This is a genomic window from Subtercola boreus (genome assembly GCF_003399635.1).
GTDB lineage: Bacteria > Actinomycetota > Actinomycetes > Actinomycetales > Microbacteriaceae > Subtercola > Subtercola boreus_B.
Map to the genome: position 1 here is coordinate 114,398 of NZ_NBXB01000045.1, position 18,899 is coordinate 133,296.

Below are 18,899 nucleotides of genomic sequence, written 5' to 3' on the forward strand. Positions count from 1 at the left end.
TCTGCACTCCAGTTTCTGAATGACATTGCGTGAAAGCATCGATTGGTTGCTTATTGGCCAGTAAAGTGCGCACTGTGGATTGCCACAACACTCCAATTCTCCTAAAGTGGACTGATGACCGCGCTCCACATCACCGCCCGTTCGCTCGTGCTCTCGCTCGGCGACTGGGCGGGAGACGGTCCCGCCTATCGAGCGCTCGCCGATCGGATCCGGTTGCTCGTGCTCGACGGGCGCATCCTCGTGGGCTCCCGACTGCCCGCCGAACGCGAACTCTCCACCCGCCTCGAACTGAGCCGGAGCACAGTCGCAGCGGCCTACCGCGAGCTGCGGGAGGCCGGCTTCCTCACCAGCGTTCGCGGCTCAGGCAGCGTGACGCGCATCCCGGGCGGCAGGGTGGGAGACCGCGCGACCGGCGCCTCTTCCTCCGGCATCCCTCTCTCCGGCACCTCTCCGACCGGCCCGCCTTCCTCCGGCCTGCCCCTCGCCGTGATTCCCACCGGCGTCGGCACCGCTGCCCTGGCAGCCGTCTCGGGTTCGGCCCGGCGGCCCGGCACCCCGCGGAGCTCAGGCCACCTGACCGCCGTTCCCGCCTGGTCGGGCGCCGCCGAGACGCGGCTCCCGCCCCTGAACTTCAGCCAGGCCGCCCTGCCCGCCTCGGCCGGTGTCGCGGAGGCCATGCAGCAGGCCGCAAGCGACATCGTGCCCCTCCTCGGAACACTCGGTTTCGAGCCGCACGGCCTGCTGGAACTCCGCGAGGCCATTGCCGACCGCTACACCGAGCGGGGGCTCGCGACCGACCCCGACCAGATCATGGTGACGGCAGGCGCCCTGAGCGCGCTCAGCCTCATCACCCGAGCCCTGGTATCACGTGGCGACCGGGTCATCGTCGAGACCCCGACGTATCCGCACGCGGCCGACACCCTGCTGTCGGCCGGCGCCCGCCTGTTGCCCGTCACCGTGACGGTGGGTGAAGGCTGGAACGAGGAGGCCTTCCTCGACGCCCTCGCCCAGTCCGCGCCGACGCTCGCCTATGTGATGCCCGACTTCCACAACCCGACGGGCGAGTCGATGACGCCCTCGTTCCGTCGGCGCCTGGTTGCGGCGGCTGCGGCGTCGGCGACGGTGCTCGTCGCCGACGAGACGACCGCCGAGCTCGACATCGACCGCCCGGCCGCCGACGGCGGCGATCCGTACATGCCCCTTGCGACGTATGGCGATGCGATCCTGCTCGGTTCGGCGAGCAAGACGTTCTGGGGCGGGCTCCGGATCGGCTGGCTCCGCGCCGAGAGGCCGATGGTGCGAAGACTCCTGGCTGCGCGCGCGTCGGTCGACATCGGTACGGCCGTCTTCGAGCAGCTGGTCACCGCGACCCTCGTTCGGCGCACGTCCGAACTGCTCCCCGCGCGCATCCGCCAGCTCGCCGACGGCCGGGAGCATCTCTACGCGTCCCTCAGCCGGAGCCTTCCGGAGTGGAGCCTCCCGCCTGTGGCCGGCGGACTCTGCGCCTGGGTCAACATCGGCCGGCCGCTCAGTTCGCAGCTGGTGCTCGCCGCGCGGGCACACGATGTGCTGTTCACCGCCGGTCCCCGCTTCGGGATCGACGGCGCCTTCGAACGCTTCCTCCGGCTGCCGATCAACTACTCCGCCGCTGAGACAGAGCGCGCAGTGGATGCCCTGCAGCGCTCCTGGCAGGAGCTCCAGGGCCGCTCCACCGACGCCCGGCTGCCCGAGTTCGCCGACATGGTCTGACCCGCACTCAGAGATCGAGCAGCACCTTCCCGCGGTGGCCGCCGGCAGCGACGAGGCGGTGCGCCTCCGCCGCCTCGGCGAGGGGCAGGTGCCGGGCCGGCGCCACGACGACAGCCCCGGTGATGGCCGCATCGGCGAGCTGCTGCAGAACATCCGTCGTCTGATCCTTGCGGCCACCCGACGAGAAGGTCACCCCGAGCTCGTAGGCCGCGGGATCGGCGAGAGTGACGACCCGACGGGTGCCACCGACCAACTCGATCGAACCGGGCAGGTCGCCCGCCCCGGCCGTATCGAGCACCGCGTCGACACCATCGGGGGCCAGTTCCCGCACCCGCTCGAAGACGCCGGCGCCGTACCGCACGGGATGCGCGCCGAGTTCGCGCACGGTCTCCGCGTCCTTCTCGCTCGACGTTCCGATGACGGTCACGCCCCGGCTCACGGCGAGCTGCACGGCAAGCGACCCGACCGCGCCGGCGGCACCGTGCACCAGCAACGTCTCGCCGGCCGACAGGTCGAGCAGGCGGAGGCCCCGGAGCGCGGCCTCCCCGGCCACCGGAAGCGAGGCCGCGACATCCCAGCCGAGCCCAGCAGGCTTCTGGATGACCGTGGCAGCCGTCGCGCTCTCGGCGTAACCGCCACCCGTCGCCCAACCGAAGACCTCGTCGCCCACGGCGAGTGCTGTCACCTCCGAACCGACCGCGCTGACCGCGCCCGCGATCTCGCTCCCCGGTGCGACCGGGAACGAGACCTTCACGACCTCCCGCATCGCCCCCGAGCGGAGCTTGAGGTCGAACGGATTCACGGCGGCGAACCGCACCGCGACGAGCACCTCCCCGGGCTTCGGGATCGGGGCGGCGACCTCGACGAGTTGCAGTACCTCGGGCCCGCCGTACGTCTCGTATCTGATGGCTCTCATGCTGCCTCCTCCTCGAGGCGGGAGAGGATTCCCGCCAGTTGTTCGAGTTCACCCGCACCCAGCACCTCGAACTCCGGCGGAGCGACGGGCCGAACGGCATGCACCCGCTCGAGCATCAACCTACCCTCAGTAGTGAGGGCGACCATCCGCACCCTCCTGTTCGCCGGATCCGTGGCGCGGGCGACCAGGCCCCGCCGCTCGAGCTCGTTGACCGCGACGCTGGCAGCCGGGGCATCCATTCCCGCGGCCTCCGCCAGGCCGCCCATCGTGAGCGGCGCCGCCGACAGCCGCCGGATCACACGTACGCGGCTGAACGACAGCCCGACCTCATCGGAGACGAGACGTCGGTAGCCCTCGAGGTTGTGTGTCACCACCGCGAGCATCGAGGCCCAGACCTGATCTGCCTGTTCGTTCATCAGCGCCTCCCTGCGTCTGAATGTGCATGCTCGGGTGCAACCGGTCCGCTCGCCGCACCGGCAGGAACCTGAGCGGGCTCGGCGTCGGCGGGCTTCGCGTCGGCGGGCTCAGCATCAGCCAGCAGGTGCGCAATGAGCTCGGTGCTCCGGCGCGCCCACGACGTGGACGCCGTGATGCCCAGGATGACGATCACGGCACCGCAGCCGATCACGATCCACCAGAACGGATGCGTCGCGAGGGCGAACGCCGGGCCGATGACTCCGGCCGCGCCGGCCGCGGTCACTGTTCCGGCGAGGGCCACCCCGATGGACGATCCCGTCTGGCGGCTGGTCGATGCGAGCCCGGCCGCGACACCGGCCTGTGAGCGGGGCATGCCGGAGACGGCGGTCGTCGTGATGGGGGCGTTGATCATCCCGAAGCCGAGGCCGAAGAGAACGTACGCGCCGAACAGCACGATGACCGGGGTGTCGGCCGTGAGGGTGGTGAGCACGAGCGCGCTGGCTGCGATCAGGGATCCGGCGAGCACGAGCGAGGGCCGGGTGCCGAAACGCGCGACGAGGTTTCCCGAGATCAGGGAGCAGACGAGCGTCGCGATCGCGAGCGGCAGCATGTACAGGCCGGTGTGGAATGCCGAGAGCCCCCGAACATCCTGCAGGTACAGGGCGTTCACGAACAGGAAACCGCCGTACGCGGCGAACCCGCAGACCGCAGTGATCGTGGCGGAACTGAAGGGGATGCTCCGGAAGAAGCGCAGGTCGACGAACGGTTCCCGGGTGCGGCCCTCGTGTTTGGCCAGCAGCAGCACGGCCACAGCCGTCAGCACGAAGAGCCCGATGATGAGCGGGTTCGACCAGCCCTGCCGCGGCCCCTCGATGAGCCCGAACACCAGCGAGACGAGGGCGACGATCACGAAGAGCTGGCCGAGCGGGTCGAGCTTTCGCGCCACCGCGGCCCGCGACTCGGGAACGAAGACGGCGCACAGGATGATCGCAGCGATGCCGACCGGAACGTTCACCCAGAACACCGAACGCCAGCCGACGGTCTCGGTGAGCGCTCCGCCCACCAGCGGGCCGAAGGCCATGCTGACGCCGACGATGGCACCCCAGATGCCCACCGCCCGGGCCCGCTCCCTCGCACCCGTGAAGACGTTGGTGATGATCGACATGGCAACCGGGTTGAGCATCGAGCCGCCGAGCGCCTGCAGCACTCGCGCGAAGATCAGGAAGCCGATGCTCGGGGCGATGCTGCAGAGCAGCGAACCCAAGCTGAAGACGACCAGGCCGATCTGGAACACCCGGCGGCGGCCGAACCGGTCGGCCATGGAGCCGGAGAGCAGCAGGAAGCTCGCGATCGTCAAGGTGTAGCCGTCGATGATCCACTGAAGGTCGGAGACCGACGCCCCGAAGTCGACGCGGATCGAGGGCAACGCGACGTTGACGATCGTCACGTCCATCGACACGATGAACAGGCTCAGGCAGCAGATCGCGAGCACCAGGCCCTTGGGCGACGCCTTACGAGTGCGGAGTTCTCGGTTCACGATCATCCGGGGGCGCCTCTCGGCAACGTTTGTAAGCACACAACTATTGTGAACCTACAACCTTCTCCCGTCAACCACCCCGCATCGAGTGGGCAGTTCGGGCCCTGTCAGCGCCTCATCAGGGCCCGAACTGCCCCCGCGATGCAGGAAACGTGAGGGTCAGGCGCGGCGGAGGCGCTCCGCCAGGTGCGCGTGGAGCTCGGCGATCGGCACGCGCTCCTGCTTCATCGTGTCGCGGTCGCGCACCGTGACGGCCGCATCCTCGAGCGAGTCGAAGTCCACGGTGACGCAGAACGGGGTGCCGATCTCGTCGAACCGGCGGTAGCGACGGCCGATCGCCTGGGCGTCATCGAATTCGATGTTCCACTCGCCGGCCAGGTCATCCGCCACCTGCCGGGCGAGCGGCGAGAGGGCCTCGTTCCGCGACAGCGGCAGCACGGCCACCGTCACCGGCGCGAGACGGGGGTCGAGGTGCAGCACCACGCGCTTGTCGGTTCCGCCCTTGGCGTTCGGAACCTCCTCTTCGTCGTAGGCATCCACCAGGAAGGCCATCAGAGCGCGAGTCAGACCGAACGACGGCTCGATCACGTACGGCACGTACCGCTCACCGGTCGTCTGGTCGAAGTACGACAGGTCCTTACCGCTGGTCTCGGAGTGCGTCTTCAGGTCGTAGTCGGTGCGGTTCGCGACGCCCATCAGCTCGCCCCACTCGCTGCCGGTGAACTCGAACCTGTACTCGATGTCGACGGTGCGCTTGGAGTAGTGCGACAGCTTCTCTGCGGGGTGCTCGAAGAACCGGATGTTCCCGGGGTCGATGCCGAGATCGGTGAACCAGGCCCAGCAGAGATCCATCCAGGTCTGCTGCCACTCTTCGTCGTCGCCGGGCTTGACGAAGAACTCGATCTCCATCTGCTCGAACTCGCGCGTGCGGAAGATGAAGTTGCCGGGCGTGATCTCGTTGCGGAACGCCTTGCCGATCTGGCCGATGCCGAACGGCGGCTTCTTGCGCGACGTCTGCAGCACATTCGCGAAGTTCGTGAAGATGCCCTGCGCCGTCTCCGGCCGGAGGTAGTGCAGCCCGGTCTCGTCATCGACGACGCCCAGGTAGGTCTTCATCATCCCCGACATCTGGCGGATCGGCGACCACTGCCCGATCTTCTTCGGGTGCTCAGGATCGGGGATGTCGTCGAGCCCGTTGACCGGTGGATGACCGTGCTCGGCCTCGTACTGCTCGAACAGGTGGTCGGCGCGGTACCGCTTGTGCGTCACGAGCGACTCGGTGAGCGGGTCGCTGAACACCTTGACGTGCCCGGAGGCCTCCCACACGGCCGTGGGCAGGATGATCGCCGAGTCGAGCCCGACCATGTCGCGGCGCCCGCGCACGAAGGTGTTCCACCACTGGCGCTTGATGTTCTCCTTCAGCTCTACACCGAGGGGCCCGTAGTCCCACGCCGACCGGGTTCCGCCGTAGATGTCGCCCGACGGGAAGACGAACCCCCGGTGCTGGGCGAGGGCGATGACGGCGTCGAGGCGAGACTGCTCGCGGGGCTCTTGGGCCATGATGGGGTGTTCCCTACGGGTATACGGGTGACGAAGTGCGAAGGATCCGAACCAGTGTCGGTTCGGCTCCAACTCTAACGAACTCGCGCGTTCAGCCCTCCACGCGAACGCCGAGGTGTTCGGCGAACAATGGCGCGAATTGCGACAGCTGCAGATCGTCGACGATGGTGCCGGCCAGCCCCTCGACGCCGTGCACGGCCTGGAACTCACTCGTGCGGAGGTCCACACTGCTGCAGGCTGCCCGGGTGACGTCGAGCGTGCCGATACGGCAGTTCACCAGCGCGACGCGGCCGGCTCGTGCAGCCCCGAGGTCGAGGTCGGTGATGGTGCACTCCTCGAGGATCACGTTGTTCAGGCGCGACCCGCGGAGGTTGAGGTAGTCGATCTTGCCGCCGATGAGGTGCACGGATTCGAGATCTGCGTCGAAGAACTCCGCCGACCCCCAGCGGGGGCTCCGGATCCGCACGTCCCGCCAGGTGGTGCGCGCTGCCTTCAGCGTGTGGGCGAACGGTGCCTCGAGCACGGTCTCGATGAACCGGCTGCCGCGGAGATCGGTGTCGGTCAGCGTCACACCGGTGAAACGGCACTCGAGGAACGAGCATCCGGTCAGGTCGATCGCCCCCGCGGCGCCGCCCTCGAAGTGCTCGCGCTCCCTGTCGTCGCCGGCGAAGAGCCCGTCGATCGGCGCCGTGCGGAGCTGCTCCACGGCGAGTGATTCGAAGTCGACGAGCGGTGCCGGCACGGCCTTCGGCGCGGCAGGCGTGCGGATGGTGGCGGGCTTCCGGGGCATGGCCCGAGTGTAGGCGGAGCCGCCGACGCCCGTGCTCCGGCGTCCTCCCGGCGCCGGCGGGGTGGCCCACCCTACGATGGACGTGCGCTCAGTTCGAGCGTCTCGACTCGGGGAGTTCGGATGCCACTGCTCAGGGAACACGCGACCGAGGCCGTCGACCCCGCGGCGGCGAAGCGGCTCGGGGCTGCGCTGGCGGGCATCCACTCTGCCAGCCCGGGCGAGCGCGCGACTGCGGCCTCGCCACCCACCGGCCGTTCGCGTACCGCCCGCGATGCCTCCCTCAGCGTCGACGGGGTCGAGCTCACGGTGCCGACAGCGGTTCGAGACGCCGTGCTCGACCTGCTGCAGCGGTTCGCCGACGGGGAGTCCGTCGTGGTCGGATCGACGGATGCTCTGCTCACCACCTCGCAGGCGGCCGCCCTGATCGGCATCTCGGCGACCTACCTCCTGCGGCTCGCGAACGAGGGCCGTATCCCGGTCGAGTATCGCGGCACGCACCGTCGATTCCGCCTCGCCGACGCGATGACCTACCTCCAGTCATCCCGCCCGGCCAAGTAGGCCCATCGAAACCCCGAAAACTGTCGGTATACGCCACTCATACCGACAATTTTCGGGGTTTCGATCACGCCTGCGCGCTGGGCGAGAGGGCTGGGGAGGGCGCTGGGGAGGGGAGCTCGACGATCTCGGCGGCGTGCTCGCCGACCCAGGCGATCAGGGGGAGAAGGCGCAGCGCGAGGTCGTGGCCGAGCGGGCTCAGCTCATAGTCGACCCGCGGCGGCACCGTGCCCTGCACCGTTCGCACCAGGAGCCCGTCGGCCTCGAGTGTGCGAAGGGTCTGGGCGAGCATCTTCTCGCTGATGCCCTGGATGCTCCGCCGGAGTTCACCCCAGCGCTGCGACTGGTCGGCGAGCGCCACGATCACCAGCACACCCCACTTGCTCGTCACATGGTCGAGCACGACCCTGCTGGCACAGTTCGCCAAGAACGGGTCGACGGGAAGGATAGCTGCGCGTACAGCCGCGGCCGAAACGGGCTCTGTGACAGTCATGGTTAGTAACTTACCAAAAAGTGGGTACCTCCATCTGGGAAGTAGTCGGCCGTTGCGGTCGTTGCACACCTTGTCAGAACTCACACCATCGCCTCAAGGAGCACTCATGTCCATTGTCGTCACCGGAGCAACCGGCCACCTCGGTCGCCTCGCCCTCACCCACCTCCTCGCCCGCGGAGTCGCCGCGTCCGACATCGTCGCGGCCGGTCGCAACCCGGAGAAGGTGGATGCCCTGAAGAGCCTCGGCGTGCGCACCGCCGTCATCGACTTCGCCGACCCCGCCACCCTCGCTGCGGCGTTCGAGGGCGCCGACACCCTACTGCTCGTCTCGGGCAGCGACGTCGGCGGACGCGTCGAGCAGCACCAGAACGCGATCGACGCCGCCAAGACGGCCGGCGTCTCGCGGATCGTGTACACGAGCGCCCCTCGCGCCGACAGCACCGACCTCATCCTCGCGCCCGAGCACAAGGCAACCGAGGAGTACCTGCGGGCGTCCGGGGTGCCGTTCACGATCCTCCGCAACAACTGGTACACCGAGAATTACGCCTCGACCCTGGCGCAGGTCGCCGGCACCGGTGTCTACGCCGCCAGCACCGGCGAAGGGCGGGTCGCCAGCGCCTCGCGCGAGGATTACGCCGAAGCCGCCGCGGTCGTGCTGACCACCGACGGCCACGAGGGCGCGGTCTACGAACTCTCCGGGGACACCGCCTGGAACGGTTCTGACTTCGCCGCCACCCTCAGCGAGGTGCTCGGCCGCGCCGTGGCCTTCGAGCCGCTGACGCCGGATGCCCACACCGCCGCTCTCCGGGCCGCGGGCCTCGACGAGGGAACCGTGGGCTTCGTGGTGGGGCTCGACGCGAACATCGCAACCGGGGCGCTCGACAAGTCGTCCGACGACCTGTCGACGCTCATCGGCCACCCCACGACCCCGGTCGCCGACACCCTCCGCACCCTCGCAGCCTGACGCCCGGACGGCCGACGTTCCCTGTCGCCACGGAGCTTTCTAGACTGGGAGCACCATGACACGCGAGACCGAACACGCTCTCTCTTTCGGAAGGGCTGTCGGCGACTACGAACTCGGCCGCCCCAGCTACCCTGCCGAGGCGGTCGAGTGGATCCTCGGTGAACTCGAGGCCGGGCATCCGGATGACCGGCCCGCCCGTGCCGCGGGCACGACGCCCCGCACCTTCGTCGACGTGGGTGCGGGGACGGGAAAGTTCACGGCGTCACTGCTCGGCCATGGTGCGGAGGTCGTCGCCGTCGAACCGGACGCCGCCATGCGCGAGACGCTGGCAGCGAAGCTGGCGGGGGTCGTCACCCTGGCAGGCACGGGCGAGAAGCTGCCCCTCGACGATGCCTCCGCCGACCTGGTGACGTTCGCGCAGGCCTGGCACTGGGTCGATGTGCCAGCTGCCTCGGCCGAGGTCGCGCGCGTTCTGAAGCCGGGCGGGCTGCTGGCACTCGTCTGGAACATCCGCGACGAGAGCGTCGACTGGGTCGCCCGCCTGACCGGGATCATCGAGCCCTCAGCCGCCGAACAGTACGACAGCCGCACGCCGACGATCTCGGCGCCCCTCGCCCCGAGCGCCCACGTTGAGTTCTTTTGGGACAACCCGCTGAGCCGTCAGCAACTGCTCGCCATGGTGACGTCGCGCAGCTACATCATCGCGTTGCAGCCGGAGGGCCGTTCGAACGTCATGCGCCGTGTCGAACGACTGCTCGACGAGCATCCGGACCTCGCCTCGCACACCACGTACACGATGCCCTATGTGACCCGCGTCACCCTCGCCCGCGTAACGCCCTGAGCACCTCGCGTCAGGAGAAGCGCTTCCTGGCGGCCTTCTCGGCCTTCTTGGCGGCGGACTCCGTGGCCTTCTTGGCATCGCTCAGCGCGCGCTTGCGGGCCTTCTTGACCTTCGGGTCGTTCCAGAAGCTGCTGACAGCCGAGGAGATCTCCTTGTAGCGAGCCTTACCGGCCTTCGCGCCCAGCGTGTAGGCGAAAAAGGCGACGAGAGCGACGAATACGAAACCGACTTTGTTCTTCATATTTCATTTCTAGCACTCACGACTGGATCGTCGCCGGGCCGGTCCCGGCGCTTGACGGGGCGGGGCGGGCAGCGCTAGGCGGCGTGATCACTGCTCGTCAGAGTCGATGCCCAGGGCCTTGAACCGGTTGTCGGGGTCGAGTTTCCGGAGCATCTTGCCCATGATGCGGTCGAGTTCCCTCACTTCGGACCGGTCGAGTGGATCGATGACGTTCGTTCGGACCGTGGCGACATGGCCGGGGGCGGTGTGCACAACTTTCTGCCAACCCTCGTCGGTGAGCGAGGCGTTGGTGGCGCGGCGATCCTCGGAGCACGGGCTCCTTCGGAGGTACCCGCGCTGCTCCAGCCGGCTCGCGACGTGCGACAGTCGCGGCAGGGTGGAGTTGGTCACCGCGGCGAGCGCCGTCATCCGCAACGTGTGCTCGGGCGCTTCGGAGAGCATGGCGAGGGTGAAGTACTCGAAGTGCGTGAGTTCGGCATCCCGTTGCAGCTGGGAGTCGAGCGCACCGGGCAGGAGTTCGACGACAGCGATCAACTTCTTCCAGGCGCGGGATTCCTCCGCGGAGAGCCAGCGCTGTTCCGTCATGCGAGAATCCTAACCCAATGCTTGACGCAACAACCGTTGACGGGCGACTCTTTCCACACGGGCCCGACGGTCGGCTGTCAAGCACACCGCCTACTTCGGTGCTCCGGAAGCCGCCGTTCTGGCGGCGAGGCAAATCCAAGCCGCGCTCAGGTGACGGCGATGCCGCGCCGAAGGGACCCAAAACGCGCTAAAGGCGTGTCGCAGGAGCATTTTGCGTCCCTTCAACCCGCCGCGCTCCGTCGGATCGGCGGGCGCACGTGTCTGCGGCTGGGCAAGCGCTGGGCGTCGACCGGCGTCTCCCCGAATTCCCAGCCGCGGCTCCTACCGTGGAGGGCATGACGACCGCGGTGGAACGAAGTGCGGCCGAAGGCAGCTCACCCCGGCATCCCTTCCGGCTGTGGCTCGCCCGGCGGCGGGCCTACATCGAGCTGCACCCGAAGCTCAGGTTCGCCTATCTGCTCGCGCTGGCGATCGTCGGCATCACGATCGTGTTGGTCGGAATCGTGCTTATCCCGCTGCCGGGCCCCGGCTGGCTCATCGTCTTCCTCGGGTTCGCCGCGCTCGGCACCGAGTTCGCGGTGGCACGCCGCTTCAATGCGTTCCTGCGCCGGATGCTCAACCGCGCCACCGCGTGGTGGCACCGTCAGCGCGCCGAACGCGTCGCCCGCCGTTCGCGCGCCGCCGCCATGCAGTAGCAGCCTCCGTCGGCCCGGCCGCCGAGCTTCAGCCCGGCCCGACGAGCGTCACCGGGCGCGCGTCAGCGCGGAGTAATTTCGACGCACAGCAATCCGGTCGCGCAGCAGACCCGTCGCGCCACCCCCTCCCCCGGGTTGCGCGCGTCAGCGCGGATCGACGAGGGACTGCAGTGACCCGTTCGGCAGCGCCACCCAGCCTTCGCGCCGAGCTCGGGCGAGCATCCGTTCCCCCGGCGGGTCGACGAGCCCGACCGCGGCCGCCCGCGTGGCCAGCGCCGCGACGACGGCATCGAATGCGTCGGTCGAGCCCAGCATGAGCGGCCGGAAGCCCTGCATGTCGAACCAGGGTGCGGCAGCCAGCAGATCGTCGATGAGTTCGGCGCGGCGCAGGGCATCCGCCCGATAGCCGGCCGTCACGAGTCCCCAGAGCCGGAGCGATGCGACCGGGTAGATCTCGACCACGAGCCCGCTGCCCGACCGGTCGATCGGGACGCCGCGTTCGGCGATCCGCGCAAGCATCCCCGCCGCACGCATCGCGGTGAGGCCGAGCCGATCCGTCGACACGCTGAGCGGCCACCGCCCTGTGCGTTCCCGCACCACCCGGTCGGTCTCGCGGTAGGCGAGGGTACGCCGCCAGTCGATGCCGCCGTCGACACCGGGGTCGAGCGCCTGCCCCTCGTGGTGTGCCACCAGGAACTCCACGAAGTCGTCGGGCCAGCCGAAGGCGCAGTCGATCCCGAGTTTGTCGACCCGCTCGGCCGTGTCGGCGACCAGTGCGTCATCGACGCCGAGGGTGAGCGAGGTGAGCGAGGCGGCGGCGGTGGCGGTGGCGGTGGCGGCACCCGCGCCTGCGCCACGGTCGGCGACCCGGCCGGTCGGCTCCGACCACTCGATGACGGCGAGCGCCGTGCCCTTCGGCTCGGTGGCGAGGTCGACGCCGGCGGTGATCATCGGAGCAGCGTAACAAGCTCCCGGCAGGCGCCCGGCAATCTGTCGGCGAGCCCAGCTCCGAATCCCTCCTATCCCCGAGAGGGCGCGTCGAAAGGCGACGCCGAGGAGGTTCACGGTGGGAAGCATCATGTACGGCAGTCCCGAGGCGACGCTCGAGTTCGACGATCGCACTCTCGCCCATCTGCGAGCCGCGATTGTGCAGAAACTGGGGCGGGGCGAGCCGTTCACATTCCACTTCGCCAACCAGACCCGGAACGGCTCGGGTCACACCGTGCTCTGGATCCACCCGGCGATCGCTCTGCGTTTCCAGTTCACCGGGCGCACCGGCCCCCTCAACCGCGCCTGGGTCGAAGCCTTGGTCGCGACCGCGAACAACTCGTCGGGCCTCACTCTCGTGGACGAGCCGGAGCGGACTTCCGGATGACCGGGGCCAGGTCATCCGGGAACAGAGACGCGCTCCGCCCACCGCGCAACCCCCCTGGCCACCGGCCGCGACCGGCCGAGAATTGATCCATGCCCCCTGCCGACAAGACCTGCGCCTCCTGCGGCCGCCGTATCGAGTGGCGAAAGAAGTGGGAGCGCGACTGGGACGACGTGCTCTACTGCAGCGACGTGTGCCGACGACGCAAAGTGTCGGCTGTCGACCGCGAGCTCGAGACGGGCATCCGCACCCTGCTCGCGACGCGGTCGGCGACGGCAACGATCTGCCCGTCAGATGTGGTGCGCGCGATGACCGCCGACGAAGACGAATGGCGTTCGCTGATGGAGCCGGTGCGGCGGGCCGCGCGGCGCATGGTGGCCGCCGGTGAGGTCGAGATCACGCAGGGCGGAAAGGTCGTGGATCCCTCGACGGCGAAGGGCCCGATCCGGATCCGTCGTCGTCGTTCCTGAACAAGCGCTGACTCGGAGTGAACTGAGCGCAGAATGGGAACATGGATCCCACCCGCCGACTGATGTTCTGGCTGAAGGTCCCCTACGCCGCGGATGTCGCGCTGGTGCTCATCGGCGTCGGCCTGCTGCTCGGCGGCAACGCACTCGGCTGGTGGGTTCTCGTCTTCGCCGCCGTGCGGGCGATCGTGGGCACGATAGCCCTCGTCTGGATCGCGCCCCGGATGATCGCCAAGCGCTCTCGGATGCCCTGAGCATCCGCAGCCGCCTACCTCACCCCTCCGGGATACGCCCGGCCCCGGCCAGAACATCGACGGCCAGCCCGTGCGACACCGCCGCAAGCCGTGAATCGGCTGTCCAGAATTCGGTGCAGCCCGCACCCTGCGCCGCGGCGAGATGCAGTGCGTCGGGGGTCTTGATGCCGTGACGCGCCCGAATTTCAGCGGCGCGCTGGTACTGCGCATCCGACAGTTCGACCAGCTCGAACTGTTCGAAAGCCCGCCGGTAGTGATCCGCCAGCGCCAGATCATCGTTTCGAAGCGGCCCGACCAGGCATTCGAGCTTCACCAGCGAGCTGATGGCGACGGTCTCGTTCGCCATCGAGGCCAGCCTCTGCCGCACGGCAGTTCCGAGCGCCCCAGCGTCTTCGACAGCGTAGATGACAACGCAGGAGTCGAGGTAGATCACTCCCAGGCATCCCTCTCCGAGCTGATCTGTGCGTCGAGTTCGTCTGTCGTTCGCTCCGAATAGGCGGGAGGAGGATTGCGGGTCAACCACTCAGCCGCCCGGCTCCCTGTGTGCTGAGGCTCGGCGTCGACTCGCACGAGCCGGACGATCGGGCGACCCCGCTTGGAAATGACCACGTCTTCGCCGTCGGCCGCGGCTGCCACCAGCTTGGAGAGACTGTTGCGAGCGTCGAGCACATTGACCGAGACCATGGCACATCCTTTCTGGCTAGATCACCTAGCCAGAATACACACCGTCGATCAGGTGCGCACGCGACCGCGGCCGAAGATCAGCCAGAGGATCGAGCCGAGGATGTTCAGGAAGAAGGCCGCCAGGATCCAGAGGAACTTGCCGACGGCACCGTGGTTGGGGTTCCGCACGATCGACACGACGGTCACGATGAAGATGATCAGGCCGATGAGGCCGAGGCCTCCGGAAATCGGGTCCACGGGATCCACCTCTCTGCCCCCCTCGGGGCGCTCGGAACAACCCTAGGACCACCCCAGCCGCGCCGCCCGCTCGGCACGGTAGACCGACAGGTTCGTGTTCGCGAGCGACAGCAGCGGAACCGGCACCCCGAGCACACCGGCCCGCGCGACCAGGTCGCCCACGATCTGCTCCGACTCCACCTCGGCACCGCCCATCAGGTCGCGGAACATCGACGTGCCGAACGTCGATCCCTCCGCAGTGAGGGTGTCGAGCACGAAGGTGCGCTGTCTCTCCCGCGGAGGAAAGCCGGCCGCCGTGGCGACGGCGAAGCACTCCTCGGCGAGCCCGGTCGCGAGAGCGAGCCCGCCCGGCGCGGCCACGACGGGCCCGACCGCGCTTCGCATCAGGGTAGTGAGCGAACCTCCCGATGCGAGCATCACCCATTTCTCCCACATGTCGAGGTCGATGGTCTGTGAGATTCTCGTGCTGAAACCCGCCCCTGTGAGCGAGGAGTCGAGCTCGAGCATCCGGTCGCTCACCGAGCCGTCGAACTCACCGTACGAAAGACTGTTTCCTGCTCCGACCTGGCGGATGCTGCCGTCCGGGTCGACCTGGGCGGCGACCACGCAGACTCCGCCCACCACGTGCTCATCGCCGAACCGTTCACGCAGCACATCGACGTGACGCAAGCCGTTGAGGGCCGGAACGATGAACGTCTTCGCTCCGATGGCGGGGGCCAGGTCATCCAGAGCCTGCTCGAGCGCGTACGCCTTCACCGAGAGCAGCACCGCATCGAACCCGCCGGCACCGGCCAGCTCGCCGGCCTGCACCGTCGCGGGACCCGGCACGACCACGTCGTCACCGTCGAGGGTGTGCACCACGAGCCCGTCGTTCGCGAGCGCAGCGGCCCGCGCCGGCCTCACGAGGAATGTGACATCCCGCCCCGCCGCGAGGAGCCGTCCCCCGAAGTAGCCGCCGACGGCTCCCGCACCCACAACCAGTACCCGCACGCTGCTCCCTCTTGCCGGCCTCTCGGGGCCGACTCGCCCTCCCCATACTGGCGCAGCCGCCCACATAGTGGCACAGCTCGACATACAGGCGCAGCCGCTCGACGCACTGCGGCGAAGCGCTACCAGGATGGCTGCGAAGGGACCCACATCGCGCCAACGCTCCCGACGTGGAACGACCTGCGTCCCTTCGGCCACGGGTTCGGGCGAATGATCGCGCGGCAGGCTGCTGCCTCAGAGCTTGCCCCAGCGGGCCCGGGCGGCGAGGTAGGCGCCGTAGGCGATCAGGCCGACGCCCACGGCGATCAGGATGACCGTGCCGAACGGCAGGGCGGCGAGCGCCTTCAGGGCGCCATCCATTCCCGTCGCCTTGGCGGGGTCGAACGTCACGGCCGCCACGACGAAGAGCACCCCGACCATCGCGAGCGCGATGCCCTTCGCGATGTAGCCGACGGCACCCACCACGACGACCGCGGTGCCGACAGCGCCGGATGGCAACGACAGGTCTTTGGTGAACCGCCGGGTGACACCACGGAAGACGAAGAAGACGCCGATGCCGGCCACCACCAGGCCCACCACGACGATCGCGACGACACCTCCGGGGGTGGCCAGTGCCGTTGCGCTGGCGCTCTGGCTCGAATCCGACGAACTCTTCGAGCCGCCGAGCGCGAAGGTGAGCGCCGTCGCACCGACCGCGAAATAGGCCACGGCCTTGCCGAACTCGGAGGCGCGCTTGCCCCAGGCCTTCTTCGGGTCGCTGTTGCTCACCTGGAATCCCGCGACGACCTGCCAGAGCCCGAGCGCGAAGAGACCGACGACGATCACCCAGAGGAGGGCGCGGCCCGCGGGGTTCGTGGCGAGCTGACCGAGCGCGCCGGTCTGGTCGGCCGACTCACCGCCGCCCGAGCCGAGCGCCACGGTCAGGCCGATGATGCCGATCAGCACGTGGAGGAGCCCGTTGACCGCGTAGCCGAGACGGGCGAGCACGCGGAACACCGGGCTGTTCTCCGCCTGGCGGGCGGCTTGGGATGCAGGATTGCCGGTCATCCGTTCAGCGTAGCGGCGACCCTGAAACGGCGGGCAGGGGTTGCAGGATAAGCTCGTTGCAGGTTCCAGCAGATCCCGAACGAGGAGTAACAGCGCAATGGTCGACAACATCGTGGTCAGGTCTCCGGGCAGGGCGTTGCCGAAGCCGGTCGCCGGGTTGGCATTCGTCACCATGTGGGCTGTCGGGATCGTGCTGTTCAGCATCGCCCACCTCGTCGAGAACCCCCTGCTCGGCGCCTTCGTCGTCGACACCGCGCTCGTTCTGGTGTCCGTGGGCTTCGCGCTGCTCTTCGTGGACTGGGTGCGCACCGCCCTCCGCACCATGTTGTTCGGGCTGGTTGCGATCGTTCTGTTCCTCGTCGTCGACCTGGCCGACATCACGGTGCTCGTCTACATGCTGCGTATCATCGTTCCGCTGTTCGCCGTGTTCGTGCCGGTGAACCGCGTGGCGAACGGGTTCCGTATCTTCGCTTAACCCCTCGCGCCCCACCAACCCTCCTCGTCGAACGACAGAACGGGAGGAGATGAGCCAACGTCCCGCAAATAGCGGTGTACGTCGGCCCATCTCCTCCCGTTCGTGTGTCGGGTCGGGGTCAGTGACCCATCGGGGCGGGCGCGCCGCCCGGCTGGTCCACCGGCTTCCGCACGAAGAACGCCACTGCGACGGCCCCGAGCGACACGATCGCGCCAACGAGGAACGCCGCACGGATGCCGTCGGTCTGCGCGAGGATCGGATCGGATCCCGTCGCCACCAGAGACGCCGCCCTCGACGACATGAGCGTAACGAACACCGCCGTGCCTGCCGCACCGGCGACCTGCTGAACGGTTCCGACGACGGCGCTGCCGTGCGAGTACAGTGCCGGCTTCAGCGACCCGAGGCTCGCCGTGAACAGGGGCGTGAACATCAGCGCGAGACCGACGCTGAGCACGATGTGGGCGGTCAGGATGAGCGGCACCGGTGTGGTCGAGGTGACCATGGTGAGCGACCAGAGTACCGCGCTCACGATGATCGCACCGGGAACGAGCAGCACCATCGGGCCGCGCTTGTCGTAGATCCGCCCGACGAAGGGTGCGAGAACACCCATCACGAGCCCACCCGGCAGCAGCAGCAGCCCGGTCGAGAGGGTGTCGAGGCGCAGCACGTTCTGCAGGTACAGGGGCAGCAGGATGAGCGTGCCGAACAGCGCCATCATGCTGATCGCGAACATCACGATCGACAGGGTGAAGTTCTTCGAGAGGAACGTACGGAGATCGAGCAGCGCGCGGTCCGTGCGCTGCAACTGCAGCTGACGCAGCACGAAGAGCCCCAACGCAACCAGCCCGACGACGAGCGGACCCCAGACGGGCATCCAGCTCATCGCATTCGCACCACCGATGGTGGTGAGGCCGTAGACCAGGCCGCCGAAGCCGAAGACCGAAAGGATGACCGAGAGAACGTCGAACGGCGCCTTGCGGGGGGTGGTCACGTTCGGGATGCGCAAGGCTCCGACGATGAGGCCCGCAACGGCGATCGGAAGAACGAGCCAGAACATCCAGCGCCAGTCCAGCACGCTGAGGATGAGCCCCGAGATGGTCGGGCCGATGGCCGGTGCGACCGAGATGACGATCGAGATGTTGCCCATGGTGCGTCCGCGGGAGGATGCCGGCACCAGCGTCATGACGGTGGTCATCAGCAGCGGCATCATGATCGCCGTGCCGCAGGCCTGGATGACGCGGGCGATGAGCAGCACCTCGAAGCCGGGCGCCATCGCGGCGACGAACGTGCCGATGCTGAAGAAGGTCATTGCGGCGATGAAGACGGGGCGGGTGTTGAAACGCTGCAGAAGGAAGCCGGTGATGGGGATGACCACGGCCATCGTGAGCATGAATGCGGTGGTGAGCCACTGCGCTGACTCGGCCGGGATGTCGAGGCTTTCCATGAGGCGCGGCAGGGCCACGCTCATGATGGTCTCGTTCAGGATGACGATGAACGCGCTGACGAGCAGGATGCCGATGACCAGCTTGTTGCGGGCGGCGAGGCGCGTCTCTTCGTCGCTCTGGATGGTCGGGGTGGTCGGGGTGGTCGGCGTGGTTGGCGTGGCGGTGTCGGGGCGCTGGGGCTTCAGGTTCTGGGGCGCCTGCGGTGCGTCTTGCGCTGATCGTGTATCGGGGAGGGTCTTGTCAGACACCAGGGCTCCTGTCGGTTCAAGCGGGAGTGCAGTGCGGGATTCGACGCGGGAAGTCGAAAATGAGCCGTCGGGCTTTTCGGGAGAAGGCGGGCAGGGCGAGGTTTATTCCACGCCACGCCCGGGCGGGGCATGTGAACATCGTACACATTAGCGCAGTCGGCGGAGTTGCGCATCCCTCGTTTCTGCTCGCGTTCCCTCTTCTTCTCCTCCACAGGCGGGTCGTTTCGCGAGTTCTCCACCACTTTCGGTATTCGGCTTCGGATCGTTACTGGATGTGGTTGGCTTGTCGCATGACCCGAGAATCACTCACTATCGACAGGCCGGAGACGGCGACCCTCGC

General features: G+C 68.3%; 24 protein-coding genes. 9 read left to right on the forward strand and 15 right to left on the reverse strand.

Features of this window, described 5'->3' with window-relative positions; genetic code table 11:
- Window positions 1-114: 114 nt before the first annotated feature.
- Window positions 115-1,749: a PLP-dependent aminotransferase family protein gene (locus B7R22_RS17530; protein ID WP_116412977.1), complete on the forward strand. Its 1,635-nt coding sequence runs from the start codon at window positions 115-117 to the stop codon at window positions 1,747-1,749.
- Between the two features lie 7 nt (window positions 1,750-1,756).
- On the opposite strand, the gene B7R22_RS17535 is transcribed toward B7R22_RS17530, so the two are convergent.
- The 5 genes from B7R22_RS17535 to B7R22_RS17555 all read right to left on the reverse strand — a co-directional run bounded on the left by B7R22_RS17535 (window position 1,757) and on the right by B7R22_RS17555 (window position 6,969).
- Window positions 1,757-2,665 (reverse strand): NADP-dependent oxidoreductase, encoded by a 909-nt coding sequence (locus B7R22_RS17535; protein ID WP_116412978.1) that lies wholly within the window; start codon window positions 2,663-2,665, stop codon window positions 1,757-1,759.
- Entirely contained in the window at window positions 2,662-3,081 is a 420-nt protein-coding gene (locus B7R22_RS17540) for a MarR family winged helix-turn-helix transcriptional regulator (protein ID WP_116412979.1), read from the reverse strand. Before B7R22_RS17540 ends, B7R22_RS17535 begins: the two co-directional genes overlap by 4 nt.
- On the reverse strand, window positions 3,081-4,625 hold the full coding sequence (locus B7R22_RS17545; protein ID WP_116412980.1) for an MFS transporter: 1,545 nt from the start codon (window positions 4,623-4,625) through the stop codon (window positions 3,081-3,083). Before B7R22_RS17545 ends, B7R22_RS17540 begins: the two co-directional genes overlap by 1 nt.
- A gap of 153 nt (window positions 4,626-4,778) precedes the next feature.
- Entirely contained in the window at window positions 4,779-6,179 is a 1,401-nt protein-coding gene (locus tag B7R22_RS17550; protein WP_116412981.1) for a glycine--tRNA ligase, read from the reverse strand.
- Window positions 6,180-6,270: 91 nt separating this feature from the next.
- Window positions 6,271-6,969, reverse strand: a complete 699-nt coding sequence (locus B7R22_RS17555) for a pentapeptide repeat-containing protein (protein ID WP_116412982.1) — start codon at window positions 6,967-6,969, stop codon at window positions 6,271-6,273.
- Between the two features lie 120 nt (window positions 6,970-7,089).
- On the opposite strand from B7R22_RS17555, the gene B7R22_RS17560 reads away from it, so the two are divergent.
- Complete coding sequence (locus B7R22_RS17560) at window positions 7,090-7,527, forward strand: helix-turn-helix domain-containing protein (protein ID WP_116412983.1); 438 nt, start codon at window positions 7,090-7,092, stop codon at window positions 7,525-7,527.
- 64 nt (window positions 7,528-7,591) lie between these two features.
- On the opposite strand, the gene B7R22_RS17565 is transcribed toward B7R22_RS17560, so the two are convergent.
- A complete protein-coding gene (locus B7R22_RS17565; protein ID WP_116412984.1) occupies window positions 7,592-8,017 on the reverse strand; it encodes a winged helix-turn-helix transcriptional regulator in 426 nt (141 codons plus the stop codon).
- Between the two features lie 106 nt (window positions 8,018-8,123).
- Between B7R22_RS17565 and B7R22_RS17570 the strand changes: the two genes are divergently transcribed.
- Both B7R22_RS17570 and B7R22_RS17575 read left to right on the forward strand, forming a co-directional pair.
- A complete protein-coding gene (locus tag B7R22_RS17570; protein WP_116412985.1) occupies window positions 8,124-8,981 on the forward strand; it encodes an SDR family oxidoreductase in 858 nt (285 codons plus the stop codon).
- A gap of 55 nt (window positions 8,982-9,036) precedes the next feature.
- Entirely contained in the window at window positions 9,037-9,822 is a 786-nt protein-coding gene (locus B7R22_RS17575) for a class I SAM-dependent methyltransferase (protein WP_116412986.1), read from the forward strand.
- A gap of 10 nt (window positions 9,823-9,832) precedes the next feature.
- Here the strand turns inward: B7R22_RS17575 and B7R22_RS17580 are convergent, their stop codons facing one another.
- Both B7R22_RS17580 and B7R22_RS17585 read right to left on the reverse strand, forming a co-directional pair.
- On the reverse strand, window positions 9,833-10,063 hold the full coding sequence (locus tag B7R22_RS17580) for a hypothetical protein (protein ID WP_116412987.1): 231 nt from the start codon (window positions 10,061-10,063) through the stop codon (window positions 9,833-9,835).
- 87 nt (window positions 10,064-10,150) lie between these two features.
- A complete protein-coding gene (locus tag B7R22_RS17585; RefSeq protein ID WP_116412988.1) occupies window positions 10,151-10,648 on the reverse strand; it encodes a MarR family winged helix-turn-helix transcriptional regulator in 498 nt (165 codons plus the stop codon).
- Window positions 10,649-10,983: 335 nt separating this feature from the next.
- Between B7R22_RS17585 and B7R22_RS17590 the strand changes: the two genes are divergently transcribed.
- A complete protein-coding gene (locus B7R22_RS17590; protein ID WP_116412989.1) occupies window positions 10,984-11,343 on the forward strand; it encodes a TIGR02611 family protein in 360 nt (119 codons plus the stop codon).
- 144 nt (window positions 11,344-11,487) lie between these two features.
- Here the strand turns inward: B7R22_RS17590 and B7R22_RS17595 are convergent, their stop codons facing one another.
- Window positions 11,488-12,294: a DUF429 domain-containing protein gene (locus tag B7R22_RS17595; RefSeq protein WP_116412990.1), complete on the reverse strand. Its 807-nt coding sequence runs from the start codon at window positions 12,292-12,294 to the stop codon at window positions 11,488-11,490.
- Between the two features lie 115 nt (window positions 12,295-12,409).
- Between B7R22_RS17595 and B7R22_RS17600 the strand changes: the two genes are divergently transcribed.
- The 3 genes from B7R22_RS17600 (at window position 12,410) to B7R22_RS17610 (ending at window position 13,436) form a co-directional block, all read left to right on the forward strand.
- Window positions 12,410-12,718, forward strand: coding sequence for a DUF7882 family protein (locus B7R22_RS17600; RefSeq protein ID WP_116412991.1), 309 nt, complete (start codon window positions 12,410-12,412; stop codon window positions 12,716-12,718).
- Between the two features lie 89 nt (window positions 12,719-12,807).
- Complete coding sequence (locus B7R22_RS17605) at window positions 12,808-13,185, forward strand: DUF2256 and DUF3253 domain-containing protein (RefSeq protein ID WP_116412992.1); 378 nt, start codon at window positions 12,808-12,810, stop codon at window positions 13,183-13,185.
- A gap of 41 nt (window positions 13,186-13,226) precedes the next feature.
- Window positions 13,227-13,436, forward strand: a complete 210-nt coding sequence (locus B7R22_RS17610) for a hypothetical protein (protein ID WP_116412993.1) — start codon at window positions 13,227-13,229, stop codon at window positions 13,434-13,436.
- A gap of 19 nt (window positions 13,437-13,455) precedes the next feature.
- Here B7R22_RS17610 and B7R22_RS17615 read toward each other — a convergent pair whose 3' ends face one another.
- From B7R22_RS17615 to B7R22_RS17635, 5 genes are all read right to left on the reverse strand, one after another.
- A complete protein-coding gene (locus B7R22_RS17615; protein WP_172582530.1) occupies window positions 13,456-13,869 on the reverse strand; it encodes a type II toxin-antitoxin system VapC family toxin in 414 nt (137 codons plus the stop codon).
- Window positions 13,866-14,120 (reverse strand): type II toxin-antitoxin system Phd/YefM family antitoxin, encoded by a 255-nt coding sequence (locus tag B7R22_RS17620; RefSeq protein WP_116412995.1) that lies wholly within the window; start codon window positions 14,118-14,120, stop codon window positions 13,866-13,868. The genes B7R22_RS17615 and B7R22_RS17620 overlap by 4 nt, the downstream gene beginning before the upstream one ends.
- Before the next feature lie 48 nt (window positions 14,121-14,168).
- Complete coding sequence (locus tag B7R22_RS17625; RefSeq protein ID WP_116412996.1) at window positions 14,169-14,357, reverse strand: PLDc N-terminal domain-containing protein; 189 nt, start codon at window positions 14,355-14,357, stop codon at window positions 14,169-14,171.
- Window positions 14,358-14,399: 42 nt separating this feature from the next.
- Window positions 14,400-15,347, reverse strand: a complete 948-nt coding sequence (locus B7R22_RS17630) for a ketopantoate reductase family protein (RefSeq protein ID WP_116412997.1) — start codon at window positions 15,345-15,347, stop codon at window positions 14,400-14,402.
- A 231-nt stretch (window positions 15,348-15,578) separates the two neighbouring features.
- Window positions 15,579-16,391, reverse strand: coding sequence for a DUF1206 domain-containing protein (locus B7R22_RS17635; RefSeq protein WP_116412998.1), 813 nt, complete (start codon window positions 16,389-16,391; stop codon window positions 15,579-15,581).
- Window positions 16,392-16,488: 97 nt separating this feature from the next.
- Between B7R22_RS17635 and B7R22_RS17640 the strand changes: the two genes are divergently transcribed.
- Window positions 16,489-16,866, forward strand: a complete 378-nt coding sequence (locus B7R22_RS17640; RefSeq protein ID WP_116412999.1) for a hypothetical protein — start codon at window positions 16,489-16,491, stop codon at window positions 16,864-16,866.
- Between the two features lie 118 nt (window positions 16,867-16,984).
- Here the strand turns inward: B7R22_RS17640 and B7R22_RS17645 are convergent, their stop codons facing one another.
- Complete coding sequence (locus tag B7R22_RS17645) at window positions 16,985-18,433, reverse strand: MDR family MFS transporter (protein WP_116413007.1); 1,449 nt, start codon at window positions 18,431-18,433, stop codon at window positions 16,985-16,987.
- Window positions 18,434-18,899: the final 466 nt, after the last annotated feature.